13 protein-coding genes are annotated in these 15056 nt (G+C 64.1%); 9 read left to right on the top strand and 4 right to left on the bottom strand.

Going from position 1 to position 15056, the window contains the following annotated elements; translation table 11 throughout:
- Positions 1-29 precede the first annotated feature (29 nt).
- The 3 genes from thrS to AC1L6K_RS11730 are packed head-to-tail and all read right to left on the bottom strand — an operon-like array spanning position 30 to position 5909.
- A complete protein-coding gene (thrS, locus tag AC1L6K_RS11740; protein WP_480949054.1) occupies positions 30-2063 on the bottom strand; it encodes a threonine--tRNA ligase in 2034 nt (677 codons plus the stop codon).
- 14 nt (positions 2064-2077) lie between these two features.
- Positions 2078-5563 (bottom strand): DNA polymerase III subunit alpha, encoded by a 3486-nt coding sequence (locus AC1L6K_RS11735; protein ID WP_480949053.1) that lies wholly within the window; start codon positions 5561-5563, stop codon positions 2078-2080.
- Positions 5556-5909 (bottom strand): hypothetical protein, encoded by a 354-nt coding sequence (locus AC1L6K_RS11730; RefSeq protein ID WP_480949052.1) that lies wholly within the window; start codon positions 5907-5909, stop codon positions 5556-5558. Before AC1L6K_RS11730 ends, AC1L6K_RS11735 begins: the two co-directional genes overlap by 8 nt.
- Before the next feature lie 263 nt (positions 5910-6172).
- Here AC1L6K_RS11730 and AC1L6K_RS11725 point away from each other — a divergent pair, with 263 nt between their 5' ends.
- Positions 6173-6679: a GNAT family N-acetyltransferase gene (locus tag AC1L6K_RS11725; RefSeq protein ID WP_480949051.1), complete on the top strand. Its 507-nt coding sequence runs from the start codon at positions 6173-6175 to the stop codon at positions 6677-6679.
- Positions 6680-6913: 234 nt separating this feature from the next.
- Here the strand turns inward: AC1L6K_RS11725 and AC1L6K_RS11720 are convergent, their stop codons facing one another.
- Entirely contained in the window at positions 6914-7639 is a 726-nt protein-coding gene (locus AC1L6K_RS11720) for an SOS response-associated peptidase (protein ID WP_480949050.1), read from the bottom strand.
- Between the two features lie 98 nt (positions 7640-7737).
- Here AC1L6K_RS11720 and AC1L6K_RS11715 point away from each other — a divergent pair, with 98 nt between their 5' ends.
- From AC1L6K_RS11715 to AC1L6K_RS11680, 8 genes are all read left to right on the top strand, one after another.
- Positions 7738-7995: a mycoredoxin gene (locus AC1L6K_RS11715; protein WP_480949049.1), complete on the top strand. Its 258-nt coding sequence runs from the start codon at positions 7738-7740 to the stop codon at positions 7993-7995.
- Between the two features lie 221 nt (positions 7996-8216).
- On the top strand, positions 8217-9305 hold the full coding sequence (locus tag AC1L6K_RS11710; RefSeq protein WP_480949048.1) for an S-(hydroxymethyl)mycothiol dehydrogenase: 1089 nt from the start codon (positions 8217-8219) through the stop codon (positions 9303-9305).
- Positions 9302-9922 (top strand): MBL fold metallo-hydrolase, encoded by a 621-nt coding sequence (locus tag AC1L6K_RS11705; protein WP_480949047.1) that lies wholly within the window; start codon positions 9302-9304, stop codon positions 9920-9922. Before AC1L6K_RS11710 ends, AC1L6K_RS11705 begins: the two co-directional genes overlap by 4 nt.
- A 319-nt stretch (positions 9923-10241) precedes the next feature.
- On the top strand, positions 10242-11147 hold the full coding sequence (locus AC1L6K_RS11700) for a TetR family transcriptional regulator C-terminal domain-containing protein (protein ID WP_480949046.1): 906 nt from the start codon (positions 10242-10244) through the stop codon (positions 11145-11147).
- Positions 11144-12031, top strand: a complete 888-nt coding sequence (locus tag AC1L6K_RS11695) for a beta-keto acid cleavage family enzyme (protein ID WP_480949045.1) — start codon at positions 11144-11146, stop codon at positions 12029-12031. Before AC1L6K_RS11700 ends, AC1L6K_RS11695 begins: the two co-directional genes overlap by 4 nt.
- A 2-nt stretch (positions 12032-12033) precedes the next feature.
- Positions 12034-12990: a 3-hydroxyacyl-CoA dehydrogenase NAD-binding domain-containing protein gene (locus AC1L6K_RS11690; protein WP_480949044.1), complete on the top strand. Its 957-nt coding sequence runs from the start codon at positions 12034-12036 to the stop codon at positions 12988-12990.
- Between the two features lie 59 nt (positions 12991-13049).
- Positions 13050-13427 (top strand): thioesterase family protein, encoded by a 378-nt coding sequence (locus AC1L6K_RS11685; protein ID WP_480949043.1) that lies wholly within the window; start codon positions 13050-13052, stop codon positions 13425-13427.
- A gap of 27 nt (positions 13428-13454) precedes the next feature.
- Positions 13455-15053, top strand: coding sequence for an ABC transporter substrate-binding protein (locus AC1L6K_RS11680; RefSeq protein WP_480949042.1), 1599 nt, complete (start codon positions 13455-13457; stop codon positions 15051-15053).
- Positions 15054-15056: the final 3 nt, after the last annotated feature.

Raw genomic sequence — 15056 nt, 5'->3', positions numbered from 1 at the left:
TTACTTCCTTATCCCGCTGGTGAAAAGGCTTATGCTGTCCGGTTGCGGACGGCGTCAACGATCCGCTGCACTGCTTCATCGACTGCCACGGCATTGTCCTGGCTGCCGTCGCGGAAGCGGAAGGACACGGCGTTGGCGTCGACGTCGTCGCCGCCGGCAATGAGCACAAACGGGACCTTGTCCTTGCTGGCGGTCCTGATCTTCTTCGGGAACCTGTCGCTGGAAATGTCGACCTCGGCGCGGATGCCCTGCTTCTTAAGCTTGGCCACCACGTCGAACATGTAGTCGTTGAAGGTTTCTGCGACGGGGATCGCCACCACCTGCACGGGTGAAAGCCAGGCCGGGAAGGCGCCTGCGTAGTGCTCGGTGAGGACACCCATGAAGCGCTCCACCGAGCCGAACAGTGCGCGGTGGATCATGACGGGGCGCTGGCGGGTGCCGTCGGCGGCCTGGAATTCCAGCTCGAAGCGCTCGGGCAGGTTGAAGTCCAGCTGGATCGTGGACATCTGCCAGGTGCGGCCCAGGGCGTCCTTGGCCTGCACGGAGATCTTCGGGCCGTAGAACGCCGCGCCGCCGGGATCGGCAACCAGCTCCAGCCCGGACGCCGTGGCAACCTCTTCCAGGGTTCTGGTCGCTTCTTCCCAGGCGTCGTCGTCGCCGACAAACTTTTCCGGATCCTTCGTGGAGAGCTCCAGGTAGAAGTCCTCCAGGCCGTAGTCCTTCAACAGGGACAGCACAAAGTTCAGCGTCTCGGTGAGCTCATCCTTCATCTGCTCCTTGGTGCAGTAGATGTGGGCGTCGTCCTGTGTCATGCCGCGCACGCGCGTCAGGCCGTGGACCACACCGGACTTCTCGTACCTGTACACCGAGCCGAATTCGAACAAGCGCAGCGGCAGTTCACGGTAGGAGCGCCCGCGGGAGCGGAAGATCAGGTTGTGCATGGGGCAGTTCATGGGCTTGAGGTAGTAGTCCTGGCCGGGCTTGCGCACCGTGCCGTCCTCATTCAGCTCCGCATCAACGTGCATGGGAGGGAACATGCCGTCCTTGTACCAGTCAAGGTGGCCCGAGACCTCGTACAGGTTGGCCTTGGTGATGTGCGGGGTGTAGACAAAATCGTAGCCGGCCTCGACGTGGCGCTTGCGCGAGTAGTCTTCCATCTCCTTGCGGATGATCCCGCCCTTGGGGTGGAACACGGGCAGGCCGGAGCCCAGCTCGTCGGGGAAGGAGAACAGGTCAAGTTCGACGCCGAGCTTGCGGTGGTCGCGCCGCTCGGCTTCTGCGATGCGTTCCTGGTACGCCTTGAGGGCTTCCTTGGTGGGCCAGGCCGTGCCGTAGATGCGCTGCAGCTGCTGGTTGTTCTGGTTGCCCAGCCAGTAGGCGGCGGAGGTGCGGGTCAGCGCGAAGGCGTTGGAGATCAGCTTCGTGTTTTGCAGGTGCGGGCCGCGGCACAAATCGCACCACACTTCCTCACCGCTCTTGCGGTCAATGTTGGCGTAGATGGTGATGTCACCGGCACCAACCTCGACGTTCACGCCCTCTGCGGAGTCGGCGGCGTCGTCGTTCTTCTTGCCCAACAGTTCCAGCTTGTAGGGCTCGTTGGCCATGGCTTCGCGGGCCTCGTCCTCGGAGACGACGCGGCGGGCAAACTTTTGGTTCTGGTTGACGATCTTGAGCATCATCTTCTCGAGCTTCTTCAGGTCCTCGGGAGTGAAGGGCTCGGCAACGTCAAAGTCAAAGTAGAAACCGTCGGTGATGTACGGGCCGATGCCAAGCTTGGCATCGGGGCGCAGCTGCTGCACGGCCTGGGCCATGACGTGGGCAGTCGAGTGCCGCAGCACGTCCAGGCCGTCCTTGGAGTCGATGGTGACGGCTTCCACGGAAGCGTCGGCTTCCACGACTGCGGCGAGGTCCTTGAGAACCCCGTCCACGCGCATGACCACAACGTCGCGGCGTTCAAAGAACAGCTCCGCGCCGGTGGTGCCTGTGGCCACCGCAGTCGTCTCGCCGTCGACATTAATGGTGATTTGTGTATCCACTGGCACTGGTAACTCCTTGTTTGTCATGTGTGGCTCCATGTTTAAGCAACATACGGGGGTTGCTGTGAGCCTCTTTGATGGTATCGGTTTGCCGGTGCCCCAACCAACACGGTCGGCGCCGGGAGCATCGGGGTGTTTTGCAGATCCCAGGCCTCCAGTGCCTGCACAGTGATTCCGCGCGGTCCGGTGCGCCGGGTCACCCCCCTGATCAACAACATGCGGGTGCCAAAAAGCAACGGCCCGGACTTTTCCTGCGCCTCGGTGAAGAAGGTTGCGTCAACGCAGCCGGTGCCGTCGTCAACGCTGATGAACACCACCCGCTTCCCGCCGCGCATGGGCGGCGTTTGGGTGGCAACCCGCACCCCGGCGACCAGGACCTCAGTGTTGTTGCGCAGGCCCAGCAGCTCCTCGGCCCGGCTGACCCCCAACCGGTCCAACAGCGGGGCATAGCTCCCCATCAAGTGGTCGCTGACATCCATGGACAGCAAATCAAGTTCGGTGCCCACCGTCTCGGCCAGGCCGGCCGCCGGGTGCACGGCGTCAAGGGCGCCCAGTTCCACATCACCCATCGGCAGTGCCAGCTGGCCGGCAATGGGTTCGTTGCGCTTGTTGGACTTGTGCGCCGGCAGGCTGTTGACGTGGGCGATGAGGTCGGCGCGGTTGGCGGTATTGCCCGTCACCGCCCGGGCCTGGCGGTGCAGGGAATCCAGGGCTCCCAGCTGGGCCAGGCGCTTGAGGGTGGGCCGGCTCATTTTGGCCCTGTCCCGCAGATCGGCCAGGGAGTTGTACGGCTGGCCGGCCAGGATGCGTTTCAATTCCGTCCCGCTCAACCCGTACACCCCGGCCAGGCTCAGCCGGATGCCCGTGACGTCTCCGGCCGCCACGTTTCCGCCTGTCACGTTTCCGGCCGTCCGTTCGGCCCGGTATTCCCCGCCGCTGGCGTTGATGTCCAGCGGCAGGATGGGGATGCCCAGGCGCCTGGCCTCGGCCACCAGCAGGCGCCGCGGGTACATGCCGGGATCGTGTTCCCACAACCCTGTCAAAAACTCGGCAGGGTGGTGCGCCTTGAGCCAGGCCGACTGGTAGGTGGGGACGGCAAAAGCGGCCCCGTGGGCCTTGCAGAAACCAAAGCTGCCAAAGGCCTTCAGCGTTTCCCACACCTCATCAATGACGGCCGCACTGTAGCCGTGACGGGCAGAATTGTCCCTGAAGTACTTTTCCACCGCGGGCTCCACGTCCGGCTTGCCCAGCCCGCGCCGGAACTCGTCGGCCCTGGACAGGGTGCACCCGGTCATGATGCTGAAGGTGCGCAGCACCTGTTCGTGAAAAACAGTCACCCCGTGCGTTTCCTGCAACGCCGGGATCAGGTCGGGGTGGGCATAGTGTGCCCGGGCAAAGCCTGCCCTGCTCTCCAAAAACGGTTTGACCATGTTCGACTGCATGGGGCCGGGCCGGAACAGGGAAATGTCAATGACAAGGTCGCTGAACTCCGTCGGGGCCATCTTCCCCACCAGTTCGCGCTGCCCCGGGGACTCGATCTGGAAGCAGCCCAGCGTGTGGGTGCTGCGGATCAGCTCAAAGGTGGGTTCGTCGTCGAGCGGGACGGCGTCCAGGTCGATGCCGCCGCCGTCGTCGATGAACGCCGCCTCCGGGGAGTGGCCGCCTTCAACTGCCACGGCTTCCCTTGACGGGTGCAGGCGGATGATTTCCCGCACCGCATACGCCATGGCACTTTGCATGCGCACGCCCAGGACGTCGAGCTTGAGCATGCCCATGGCGTCCATGTCGTGCTTGTCGAACTGGCTCATGGGCAGCCCCATGCCGCTGGGTTGGACGGGGGTGCGGTTCAGCAGGGAGGAGTCCCCCAGGATCACCCCGCACGGGTGCATTGAAATATGCCGGGGCAGGCTGTCAAGACGCTCGGTGAGGTCGACGAGGAGGTCCAGCTGCCCGCCTTCCTGCCCGTCTCCCCCAGGCGCATTGCGGGACTGCTGGACCTGGGCGGCAAAATCGCGCAGCTCGGGTTTTTCCTCCAGCGCTTCCCTGAAGGACCCGGCCGAAAACCGCCACAGCTGCTTGGCTATCTGGTCGATCTCCCCCTTTTCCATGCCCAGTGCCAGGCCAGCATCCCTGACGGCGCCGCGGGCCCGGTAGCTGTTTTGCATGCTCATCAAGGTGACACGCTTGGGGCCGAAGCGTTCAAAGATGCGCCTGTACACGTTGTGGCGTTCGGCACTTTCCACATCCAGGTCGATGTCTGGCAGCGTTGACCTGTCGCTGGAGAGGAACCGCTCAAAGAGCAGCTCGTTGGCCATGGGGTCCACGGCGCTGATGCCCAGCAAATAATTAACCAACGACGACGCCCCGGAACCTCGCGCCGCCCGGCGCACCCCCATGCTGCGGATCATCTCAGCGACTTCGGCCACCGTGAGAAAGTATGAGGCAAAGCCCAGTTCGCCAATGGTGGCCAGTTCCGTCTCCAGCCTGTTGCGGACCTGCAGCAGCTTTTCACCGCGAAGTCCCCCAAAGCGCTGGTTCAGTCCTGCTTCGGTGCGTTGGCGCAGTTCGATGCCCGCCGGTTGGGACAGGCCCAGCACGTCCAATTCAGGCGTTGTTGGTTTTTTCCAGCCCAGGTCGGCGGCAGGGTCAAGCCTGCACTTGTCGGCCAGCTGGGCGGTGTTGGCCCACAGCTGCGCCAGCTCGGCACTGCCGTAGACGCCCTGGTACACAATTTCCTTGGCCACGGCTGCCATCTCGGCGGCGCCTTTAAGCCAGGCCTGCCCCGTGGGCTGCAGGTCATTGAACCGGCCAAGGGGTGCAATGTTCCGTGCAGCGTCCAGGACGTCGGCGGTGGGTGCGTCCTCCTCGCGGCTGTAGCGTGCAGCATTGCTCAGGACTGCGGGGACATCAAATTCCTGTGCCAGCTTCAGCATCCGCACGGCGTGGGCTGTGCTCATGGGGGCTCCGGGGGTGCTCAGGTGGCTGAGAATTTCAACCACCATCGACCCGGCCGGCATGGCATTGCGCCAGGCAAGGAACTTTGTCCGCGGGAGCAGGTACCTGCGCCCGCTCAACGCCCTGCCGACAGGGGAAAGGGGCCCCAGCATGACTGTCAGTGCGGGTTTTCCGGTGTCCGGGTCAAGCACGCCGGCGGCCAGCTGCCCCAGCGTCAGCCCCACCAGCTTTCTGGGCTGGTCATGGGCGGCCGAAATCAAGCGGCACAGGGCGGCGTAGCCTGCCCCCGGCGCCATAAAAGCCCCGCCATGGGCCAGGACCACCACCCTCCCTGCCGTCTCAAGGCCGTCCGGGCCGTCTTCCAAAACGGCAAGGTCAACGCCGATGATGGGGTCGATCTTGGCAGCCATGCAGGCCTTGACATGCTTGACAGCCCCGTACAGGCCGTCCCTGTCGGTGACGGCAAGTGCATCCCCGTCCACGGCGGCAACCCGCGCCAGGTCTTCGGGCCAGGAAACACCAAAGTGGGCGCTATAGGCGGAGAAGCTGTGCAAATGGACAAAGTTACGCACCGCCTTGCTCCTCCTTGAATGATTCCTCCACCGCGTCATAAATCTTTATGACCCGCCACCGTTCAGCCGGCCGGTACCGCACCACGTCAAACGTCAAGTCTTCGTCCGCCCCGCCGCCGGTTCCCCGTCCGTCGTCGAGCCGAAGCTGCAGCCGCCACATTTGGGTGTCAACAACCCCCACGCCTTCCCCGGGACGCACGCGGACATCACGCTCCCACCATGGCCGCCGTTCGTACCAGCACAGGGGATGGGGCGCGATTGAATAACACTCCCCGCGCCACCACAGCCGCAGCGGCACCCCCTCGGGTGAGCTCTCCACGGTCACGGCGTCACTGAAGATGCCCATGCCTGCGCTCCATCCCCACCCGGCAACATCAACTGCGTTTTAGGTGAATTATTCGTATTAGTACATATATTCTAATGGATTTAAGTGTACGCTCAACCTCACGCGGAAAGTACCCGCCAATTGGGAAGAAACGCTGGAGCGGGCATTAGCCCTGCGCAGAAAGCGTTATGTATAGCTGACAACGCAACAGGCGTCTAGCATGGCCTTATGGCCGTTGGCCTAGCCGCACTGCTGGCGCCACAACGATTTCAAAGGAGCGTTCCATGACTGACATGGTCACCCTCATCGCCAAAACCACTCCATTGGAACGGGAGCTCAAAACAGCGTCCCGGACTGTGCAGGAAACTGACCTTCCCCGCCTCGGCGAGCTTTACTTCACGGCGTATGACGCAGGATTGGCCGGTGACTCCCTTGAGGTTGCACTGGCCGACATCCAGGCCTCCATGGCCGGAAAGTACGGCCTTTTCCTCCCCGAGGCCTCCCATGTGGCCCTTGATGACCAGGGCAGGATCGTGGCAGCCGTGCTGGTTGTCGAACGCGCCATTGGCGACGACACGCCCGACGCCCCGTTCATCATTGAATTGATCACCGACCGCGGGCACCGCCGCAAGGGCCTGGCCGAGGACCTGGTCCTTGCCACCCTGGACACCCTCTTCAACGATGGCCAAAAGGATGTGGCATTGCGGGTTGAAGCCAGCAACTCCGCAGCCCTGGCCCTCTACCTCTCCCTTGACTTCCACCGCTGGACGCCCGAAGAAAACGACGACTAAGGACACTGCGCTTCAACGCAGACTCGCGGGGACGCACATGGACCAGCAGCTGAACCTTGTTTCACTGGGGGTCCGTGACGTTTCGCGTCCCCGTGACATTTACCTCACCCGGCTTGGCTGGAAGGCCCACCACGAGGTGGACGCCGTGGTGGCCGCCGCGCGGGAGGCCGGGGCCGTGGACGACGGCGGCCACGTCACCGTTTGGCGCCTGCCGCAGTCACGCTGCCATGGCAGTCACAGTGCCATGGCCTCGATCAATTCGGGGCCATTGTTGCGCACGTTGCCAACGGCGGAGCTGACTGGATCCAGCTGCCATTCCGCGGCCAGGTCCCAGGCTTCTGCCAGCGCAGCCTCCAGCAATGGCCCGGTTTCCTTGTTCGCCGGGTCCAGCCACTCCGCCAGCCCCGCCGGGGACAGCGGCACGGGCAGCCTGTCGTGCAGGGTGGCAAGTTCGCCCTCGGGCGGGGACCCCATGGTCAGGATGGTGCAGGAGAGCAGCCACTGCTCCGGGGAACCGTCCTCCTTGGCAGGGTCCTTCCACCATTCGTAGAGCCCGGCAAAGGTGATGAGCGAGCCGTCGGCCGAATGCACAAAATATGGCTGTTTGCTCTTGCCGTCGGGCGACTTCTTCCATTCGTAGTAGCCCTGCACCGGGACACCGCAGCGCCTTGACTTCATGGCCGAGCGGAACGTTGGCTTCTCCGCGGCAGTCTCGCTGCGCGCGTTGAAGGCACGCACGCCGATGGCGGGATCCTTCGCCCACCCGGGCACCAGCCCCCACTTGGCCACGTGGACCTGCCTGTGCACGGCACCGTCGATGAGCCGTTCCAGGACGATGGGCACGTCGGTGGTGGGCGCGACGTTCCAGGACGCCCGCAGCTCAAGGGAGGCGTCGGCCTCCGCTTCCAGCTCGGCAACCAGATCTCCCACGGCCCTTGCCATCACATATCGTCCGCACATGCAATCCATGGTGGCACACGAATCCCGGAATATAGCCTGTGCCCGGTAGCGTTGTTGCCAGTAGCAGCATAAAAACTTATCCCGCAAGGAGCATTTACGTGGACTTCACTCCCGACGCCGGCACCATCACCATGTTTTCAACCACCTGGTGCGGCTATTGCAAGCGCCTGAAGAAGCAGCTGGACGCCTCAGGAATCGGCTACACGGAGATCAACATCGAGCATGTTGCCGGCACGGCCGAACTTGTTGAAAGCCTCAACAACGGCAACCAGACGGTGCCCACCATTTTGTACCCGGACGGCACGGCGGCAACCAACCCCTCGCTGAACGACGTCAAGGAAAAGCTCAGCGTCTAACCCGGCCGCGTTTTTCGTTTGTGCCGGGGCCCGCGGGCCCCGGCACGATCCCGCGTGCCGCCTGATGCTGTAACACTCGCCCGCATCCGGCACGGGCGCGCCCTGGAGGCTGCGTCGCCGCACGCCACCGGGTGCTTCCGCCCCCGCCCTGGAAGCCGTGTAGCCTGACAGCACCCCCATTTGTTGTTCCCCGGAGGGACAAGGCAGCTAAGGAGCATTTCATGGTTCACAAGGTCAAGGGCGCAGTGGTGTTGCGCAAGGACGCCCCCGTCACATTGGAGACCATCCTCGTGCCGGATCCCGGCGCCGGAGAAGTGCTGGTCGATATCCTGACCAGCGGCGTCTGCCACACCGACCTGCATTACAAGCAGGGCGGCATCAGCGACGACTTCCCGTTCCTGCTGGGCCATGAAGCCACAGGCGTGGTCAACACGGTGGGCGCCGGCGTCACCAACGTGGTGCCCGGCGACCGGGTCATCCTGAACTGGCGCGCCGTGTGCGGCACCTGCCGCGCGTGTGCCAAGGGCCAAGCCCAATACTGCTTCAACACGGCGAATGCCACCTCAAAGATGACGCTTGAAGACGGCACAGTCCTCTCCCCCGCCTTGGGCATTGGCGCGTTCATTGAGAAGACCCTCGTCGCCGCCGGCCAGTGCACCAAGGTCGACGCCGATGTGGACCCTGCCGCTGTGGGCCTGCTCGGTTGCGGCGTCATGGCCGGCATTGGTGCGGCCATCAACACCGGTGGCGTCAAGCGCGGTGACACCGTGGCAGTCATCGGCTGCGGCGGCGTCGGCGCGGCAGCCATCGCAGGTGCCGCCCTGGCCGGAGCAACAACCGTGATCGCCGTTGACCGGGACCCCAAGAAGTTCGAGGCAGCTGTGGCACTTGGCGCCACCCACACGGTTGACGCCTCCGCCGAGGACGCGGTCGTCGCGATCCAGAACCTCACCGGAGGTTTCGGTGCGGATGTGGTGATTGACGCCGTCGGACGTCCCGAAACCTACAAGCAGGCCTTCTACGCCCGCGATTTGGCCGGCACCGTGGTCCTGGTGGGCGTGCCCACACCCGAGATGACCCTTGAACTGCCGCTGCTTGACGTGTTTGGCCGCGGCGGCTCGCTGAAGTCGTCCTGGTATGGCGACTGCCTGCCCTCCCGCGACTTCCCCATGCTCGTTGAGCTGTACAAGCAGGGCAAGCTGGACCTTGACACCTTTGTCAGCGAACGCATCACCATCAACGACATTGAGGCCGCGTTTGCCAAGATGGGCCAAGGCTCAGTACTGCGATCGGTGGTGGAGTTCGCATGAGCGCACGCATTGAACACCTCATCACCTCAGGGACTTTCTCGCTCGATGGCGGCACCTGGGACGTTGACAACAACGTCTGGATCGTGGGTGACGACGCCGAGGTGTACGTGATCGATCCCGCCCACAATCCCGCTGCCATCAAGGAGGCTGTGGGGGAACGCAGCGTCAAGGCTGTCCTGCTGACGCATGGCCACGACGACCACATCCGCCACGCCCGCGCCTTTGCCGAACTGGTGGGCGCGCCCGTGCTCATGAACCCGGCGGACCAGATGCTTTGGGAAGACATCTACCCCGGCACCACACCCGATGGCACCATCGCCGACGGGGACGTTTTTGAGATCGCCGGCACCCGGTTGACCGCGCTGCACACCCCGGGCCACTCCCCCGGGTCCACGTGCTTCCATGCAGCAGACCTGGGCACCGTCTTCAGCGGCGACACGCTGTTCAATGGCGGCCCAGGCGCCACGGGACGTTCCTACAGCGACTTCCCGACCATCGTGAAGTCGATTGCCGAGCGGCTTATGACACTGCCGCCGGAGACTGTCGTCAACACCGGTCACGGCGATTCCACCACGGTTGCCGCCGAGGCGCCGGGGATTGCAGCAGCCGAGGCCTAAAGCGAGGGGTCCGTGCGGGCCTGCCGGAAGCATCGGCTGGCCGCACTGTGTGGAAATTGCACTGTGTGGAAATTGAAATGGTGGCTGGGAACGTTCCCGGCCGCCATTTCTGCATCCCCAAGTGGCGCAACCACACACCGCCTCCCCACACCACCAGAATTCACCCCTGCCCCAGTTTGAGCCCTGCCTCCTGGGAGCGCCGGGAGCGCCGGCGGACGGTATCACAGGTCACTAAAGACCGAGTAAGACTATCGCAACAATTGACTGACTGACGGTTAACTATTTGCTAAAATCGCAAACTCCTCACTAACGTTGCACCATGTCCACTAACCAAACTGCCACGTCCGGGCTGCCGGAGCGTGCCCGCCAAGCAATTCGCAGTTCGGGCTTGGCCCAGCGCGAAGTGTCGCGCCTGATAGGTGTTGACGAGACCAAACTTTCCAAATCCCTCAAGGGAATCCGCCGGCTGCTCCCGCACGAGGTAGTGCTCCTGGCCACCGTGACCGGGGTAACCGCCAACTGGCTGATCACGGGGTCCGACACCGGTGCCAGCCACACGGTCGCCCCTCCGGACCGGGTGCTGCCCACGAAACATCGCGGGGAAGACAACAAGCAGGCACAGCGGCGCAGGGCCATCGTTGAAAAGGCCTGGTGGCTGTTTGCCGAACGCGGCTACGCCACCGTCCGCATCGCAGACATCGCCGCGGAGGTCGGCGTCAGCACTGCGGCCGTGCACTACTATTTCCCCACCAAGCAGGCCGTCTTTGCCGAGACGCTGCACTATTCGGTGAAGCTCGCCTTTGACCGCCAGGCTGTCGAGCTGCACCAGTCCATGGATCCAGCGACACATCTCAAACGGCTGGTGGAACTGCAGCTGCCGGCCGGGCCGGACGGCCGGGCAGAATGGTCAATTTGGCTGCAGACCTGGTCCCGGCTGGCTGTCAATGACGAAGAACTTGCCTCCCACACCACAGGCTATGACCGATGGGCGTCCACCGTCCTGGAGATCATCCGCGCCGGGCAGGCTGCCGGTGATTTCATCGCAACAGATCCCGTGGTCGTCACGGACGAGCTCACAGCCCTGATCGACGGCCTGGGCATCAAAGTACTCACCGGCATCCTGACAGCCGAACAAATGCAGGCCCGGGTCTATGGCTTCATCGACCGCACCATCATCAGCCCCACACCAGCTGCACCAGCCACAACTCAAGGAGTCCATCCATGAACCGCAATGTCATCGTCACCTGTGCCCTGACCGGGGCCGGAGACACCGCCGGCCGAAGCGAGCACGTCCCCGTCACCCCGGATGAGATTGCCGCGGACGCCATTGCGGCCGCCCGCGCCGGGGCCTCGGTGGTCCACATCCACGTCCGCGACCCAAAGACCAAGCAGGGTTCGCGTGAGGTGGGGCTGTACCGTGAGGTCGTCCGCCAAATCCGGGAGTCCGACGTCGACCCCGTCATCAACCTCACGGCAGGCATGGGCGGGGACTTGTTCATCGACCCGGCCAACCCGACCGAGCACCTGCCCGGCACCGACCTGGTCAGCGGGCTGGAACGTCTGGCCCACGTTGATGAGCTGCGCCCGGAAATCTGCACCATCGACTGCGGTTCACTGAACTTCGGCGAAGGCAGCCAGCTCTACGTCAGCACCCCTGACATGCTCCGCGAGGGCGCGGCCCGCATCAAGGAACTCGGCGTGAAGCCGGAAATGGAGATCTTTGACACCGGCAACTTGTGGTTCGCCAATGTCATGGTCGAGGAAGGCCTCATCGCACCGCCACCGCTGTACCAGCTGTGCATGGGCATCCCCTACGGAGCCCCTGTCGACCCCGGCCTGCTCCAGGCGATGGTCAACCTGCTGCCCGACGGCGCCCAATGGACGTCCTTCGCGATCGGCCGCAACCAGCTGCCGTGGGTGGCCCAGTCAGTGCTGCTTGGCGGCCACGTCCGGGTCGGTTTGGAAGACAACCTCTACCTGTCCAAGGGTGTCAAGGCGACTAATGCGCAGCTGACCGAGCGCGCCATTGACATTGTCCACAACCTTGGTTCCTCCGTGGCGACTCCCGACGAGGCCCGCGAAATCCTCAAGCTCGAAAGCAGGGGTTGACCTTGACCGCTTACCCGAACATGCACGACGTCGACACGGTGGCCTGCGTGGGCATCGGCACCATTGGCGGGGGCTGGGCCGCGTACTTCCTCTCCCGCGGCTTCCGTGTGCAGGCCTGGGACCCGGCCCCCGATGCCGCAGAAAAGCTTGGCCACCTCATTGACGCGGCCTGGCCGGCACTGACGGAACTGGGCCTGGCACCCAACGCAGACAAGGACAACTGGAGCGTCCACCCCGAACTGGCCGACGCCGTGGCCGGCGTCGGCTTCATCCAAGAGAGCGCCCCCGAGGTCCTTGACCTGAAGCTGGACCTGCTGGCGCTCATCGACGCGGCGGCGGCACCGGGGATTGTGGTGGGTTCCTCCACCTCCGGCTACGGCATGTCAGAACTGAACACGCGTGCGGCCAGCCCCGCCCGTCTCGTGGTGGGCCACCCGTTCAACCCGCCATACCTGATCCCGTTGGTGGAAGTCGCCGGCGGCGAGGGCACCGACCCGGTGGCCGTGGCCTGGGCGTCGCAGTGGTACGACTTCATCGGCAAGTCGGTGATCACCATGGACCGCGAAATTCCCGGCTTCATCGCGAACCGGCTGCAGGAGGCGCTCTGGCGCGAGGCCCTGCACATGGTCGACAACGGCGAGGCGACGGTCGAGCAAATCGATCTGGCCATCACCGACGGCCCAGGCCTGCGCTGGCCGCTCCAGGGCCCCATGCTGACATTCCACCTGGCGGGCGGGCAGGGCGGGATGGCCCACATGCTTGACCACTTTGGCCCTTCGCTGAAATCCCCGTGGACCCGCTTGGAAGCCCCCGAGCTCACCGACAAACTGCGTCAGGACGTCATTGACGGCTGCGATGAAGAAGCCGCAGGCCGCAGCATTGACGAACTCATCTCCGCACGTGACGCCGGCATCATCGCCATCCGCCGCGCCCTGGCACAACTGCAGAGCGGCAACTGATGGTCCTGACCCCGTACACCTGCACGGTCCTGCCGGAATGGATTGATTACAACGGGCACATGTCCGAAGCGTTTTACGTGCTGGCATTCGGCTTCGCCACCACCGCCGCCATGGACCAGTTCGGCATGGATGCCACCTACCGCGAGTCCACCGGCCAGTCGCTGTACACAGTAGAAGCGCATGTGCGTTACCTCCAAGGGGTAGGCGCCGGCGACGAGCTCACCGTCACCACCGTGATCGCCTCTTCCGGCGCCAAAAAGCTCCATCTGGCCCACGAAATGCACTCCGGCGGCCAGCTCGTTGCCACCGAAGAACTCATGGGTCTGCACGTGCACCGGGGCGGCGCCACCGTGCCCTTTCCTGCCGCCGTGCTCGGAGCCATTGGCAGCTTTCCCTCCCACGTACCCGATTGGAGCGGCCGATCCATTACCGCCTGACATTCCCTTCAACGAAACGAGATTGTCTTGATTTCCCCTGAACCATATAAGCACCGGCCATATCCGGCCGGGCCTGCGCTGTCACGCCGCACAATTCTGGGCGGCGTGGTGCTCGGGCTTGGCGGCCTGCTGAGTGCCTGCGGCTCCGGTGAAGCATCGACCATCCCCACGCCCAGCGGCCCGCCCGCAAAAGGCGGAAGCCTCCGCGTCGGCCTGGCCGGCGGAGGCGCGTCCGACTCGCTGGATGCCCACTCCCCCGTCAACACACCCGACATTGCCCGGGTGATGAACCTGTACGAGGCGCTGCTGTACCGCGACGAGGATTTCGCGCTGCAGCCGCTGCTCGCCCTGAGCGCAACCGCTGACGACGACGCCCTGGTCTGGACGGTGAAGCTGCGCCCCGGCGTCCGGTTTCACGACGGCCGTGCCATGACGTCCAAGGACGTCGTTGCCACGTTCGCCCGGGTCATGAACCCCAAGGATCCCAAGAGCGGGGCCGCCGCCCTGACCATTCTCGAGGACGTCGTGCCCGTCAACGACCTTGAGATGGAATTCCGGCTCAACACCCCGACCGCAACCTTCGACGACTCGCTGGGCCAATACGCCCTGGGCATCGTCCCGGCGGACTACGATCCGGCACACCCCATCGGCACCGGCCCGTTCAAGGCCAAAAGCTTCGACGCCGGCCGGCAAAGCGTCTTCACGCGCAACGAGAACTACTGGCGCGAAAACGAACCGCACCTGGACGAGCTCGTCATCCTGAACTTCAGCGACGACGACGCCCTCATCAATGCGCTGCTCTCCACCCAGGTTGACGCCATCGGGCAGATTCCGCTGGCATTGCTGGAAGTCATCGGTGCCGACCCCCGCATCGACATACTGAATTCGACCACCGGGGCTTGGCTGCCGTTCACCATGCGCGTGGACAAGGAGCCCTTTGACGATGTCCGCGTTCGCCAGGCGTTCAGGTTGGCCGTCGACCGTCCGCAGATGATCGAACAGGTGCTCAGTGGCAACGGCACCGTTGGCAACGACCTCTTCGCGCCATTTGACCCCGGCTTTGCCAAGAACCTGCCGCAACGCACGCAGGACATTCCGCAGGCCAGGAAGCTGCTGGCGGAGGCAGGCTACCCCAATGGCCTCGACATCGAACTGGTGACGGCCCCCATCCAGGCCGGTGCCGTGGAAGCGGCGCAGGTCTTCGCCCAGCAGGCTGCCGCGGCCGGCATCCGGGTCAAGATCCGCCGTGTGGACACCACCACATTCTTCGGCGACGACTACCTGTCATGGACCTTCTCCCAGGACTTTTGGTACACCCGCAACTTCCTGCCACAGGTCAACAGCTCCATGCTGAAGACCTCCCCATTCAACGAAACACACATGGATGATCCCGAATTCCTGGCCCTGTCGGAGCAAGCCGCAACGGAGCTCGACGAAGCCACGCGCAACTCCCTGGTCACCCAGGCCCAGGAAATCCTTTACGAGCGGGGCGGCTACATCATCTGGGGCTTCCCAAACCAGGCGGACGCGTACCAGCGTTACGTGGCCGGCCTGGTCCCCAACAAGACCGGTATGTCGCTCTCGGGCTATGAATTCCGCCGTGTCTGGATTGGGGCCTCCCAGTGATTG

The sequence above is a fragment of the Specibacter sp. BI4 genome (assembly GCF_056680095.1).
Note: the sequence above shows the minus strand (reverse complement) of the source record. Positions and strands in the feature narration are given on the sequence as shown.

Coding starts and splice junctions, on each gene's coding strand:
- AC1L6K_RS11730 (WP_480949052.1), bottom strand. CDS start 5,909: ATGGGCATCTTCAGTGACGCCGTGACCGTGGAGAGCTCACCCGAGGGG.
- thrS (WP_480949054.1), bottom strand. CDS start 2,063: ATGACAAACAAGGAGTTACCAGTGCCAGTGGATACACAAATCACCATT.
- AC1L6K_RS11695 (WP_480949045.1), top strand. CDS start 11,144: ATGAACCGCAATGTCATCGTCACCTGTGCCCTGACCGGGGCCGGAGAC.
- AC1L6K_RS11720 (WP_480949050.1), bottom strand. CDS start 7,639: ATGTGCGGACGATATGTGATGGCAAGGGCCGTGGGAGATCTGGTTGCC.
- AC1L6K_RS11710 (WP_480949048.1), top strand. CDS start 8,217: ATGGTTCACAAGGTCAAGGGCGCAGTGGTGTTGCGCAAGGACGCCCCC.
- AC1L6K_RS11725 (WP_480949051.1), top strand. CDS start 6,173: ATGACTGACATGGTCACCCTCATCGCCAAAACCACTCCATTGGAACGG.
- AC1L6K_RS11700 (WP_480949046.1), top strand. CDS start 10,242: ATGTCCACTAACCAAACTGCCACGTCCGGGCTGCCGGAGCGTGCCCGC.
- AC1L6K_RS11685 (WP_480949043.1), top strand. CDS start 13,050: ATGTCCGAAGCGTTTTACGTGCTGGCATTCGGCTTCGCCACCACCGCC.
- AC1L6K_RS11705 (WP_480949047.1), top strand. CDS start 9,302: ATGAGCGCACGCATTGAACACCTCATCACCTCAGGGACTTTCTCGCTC.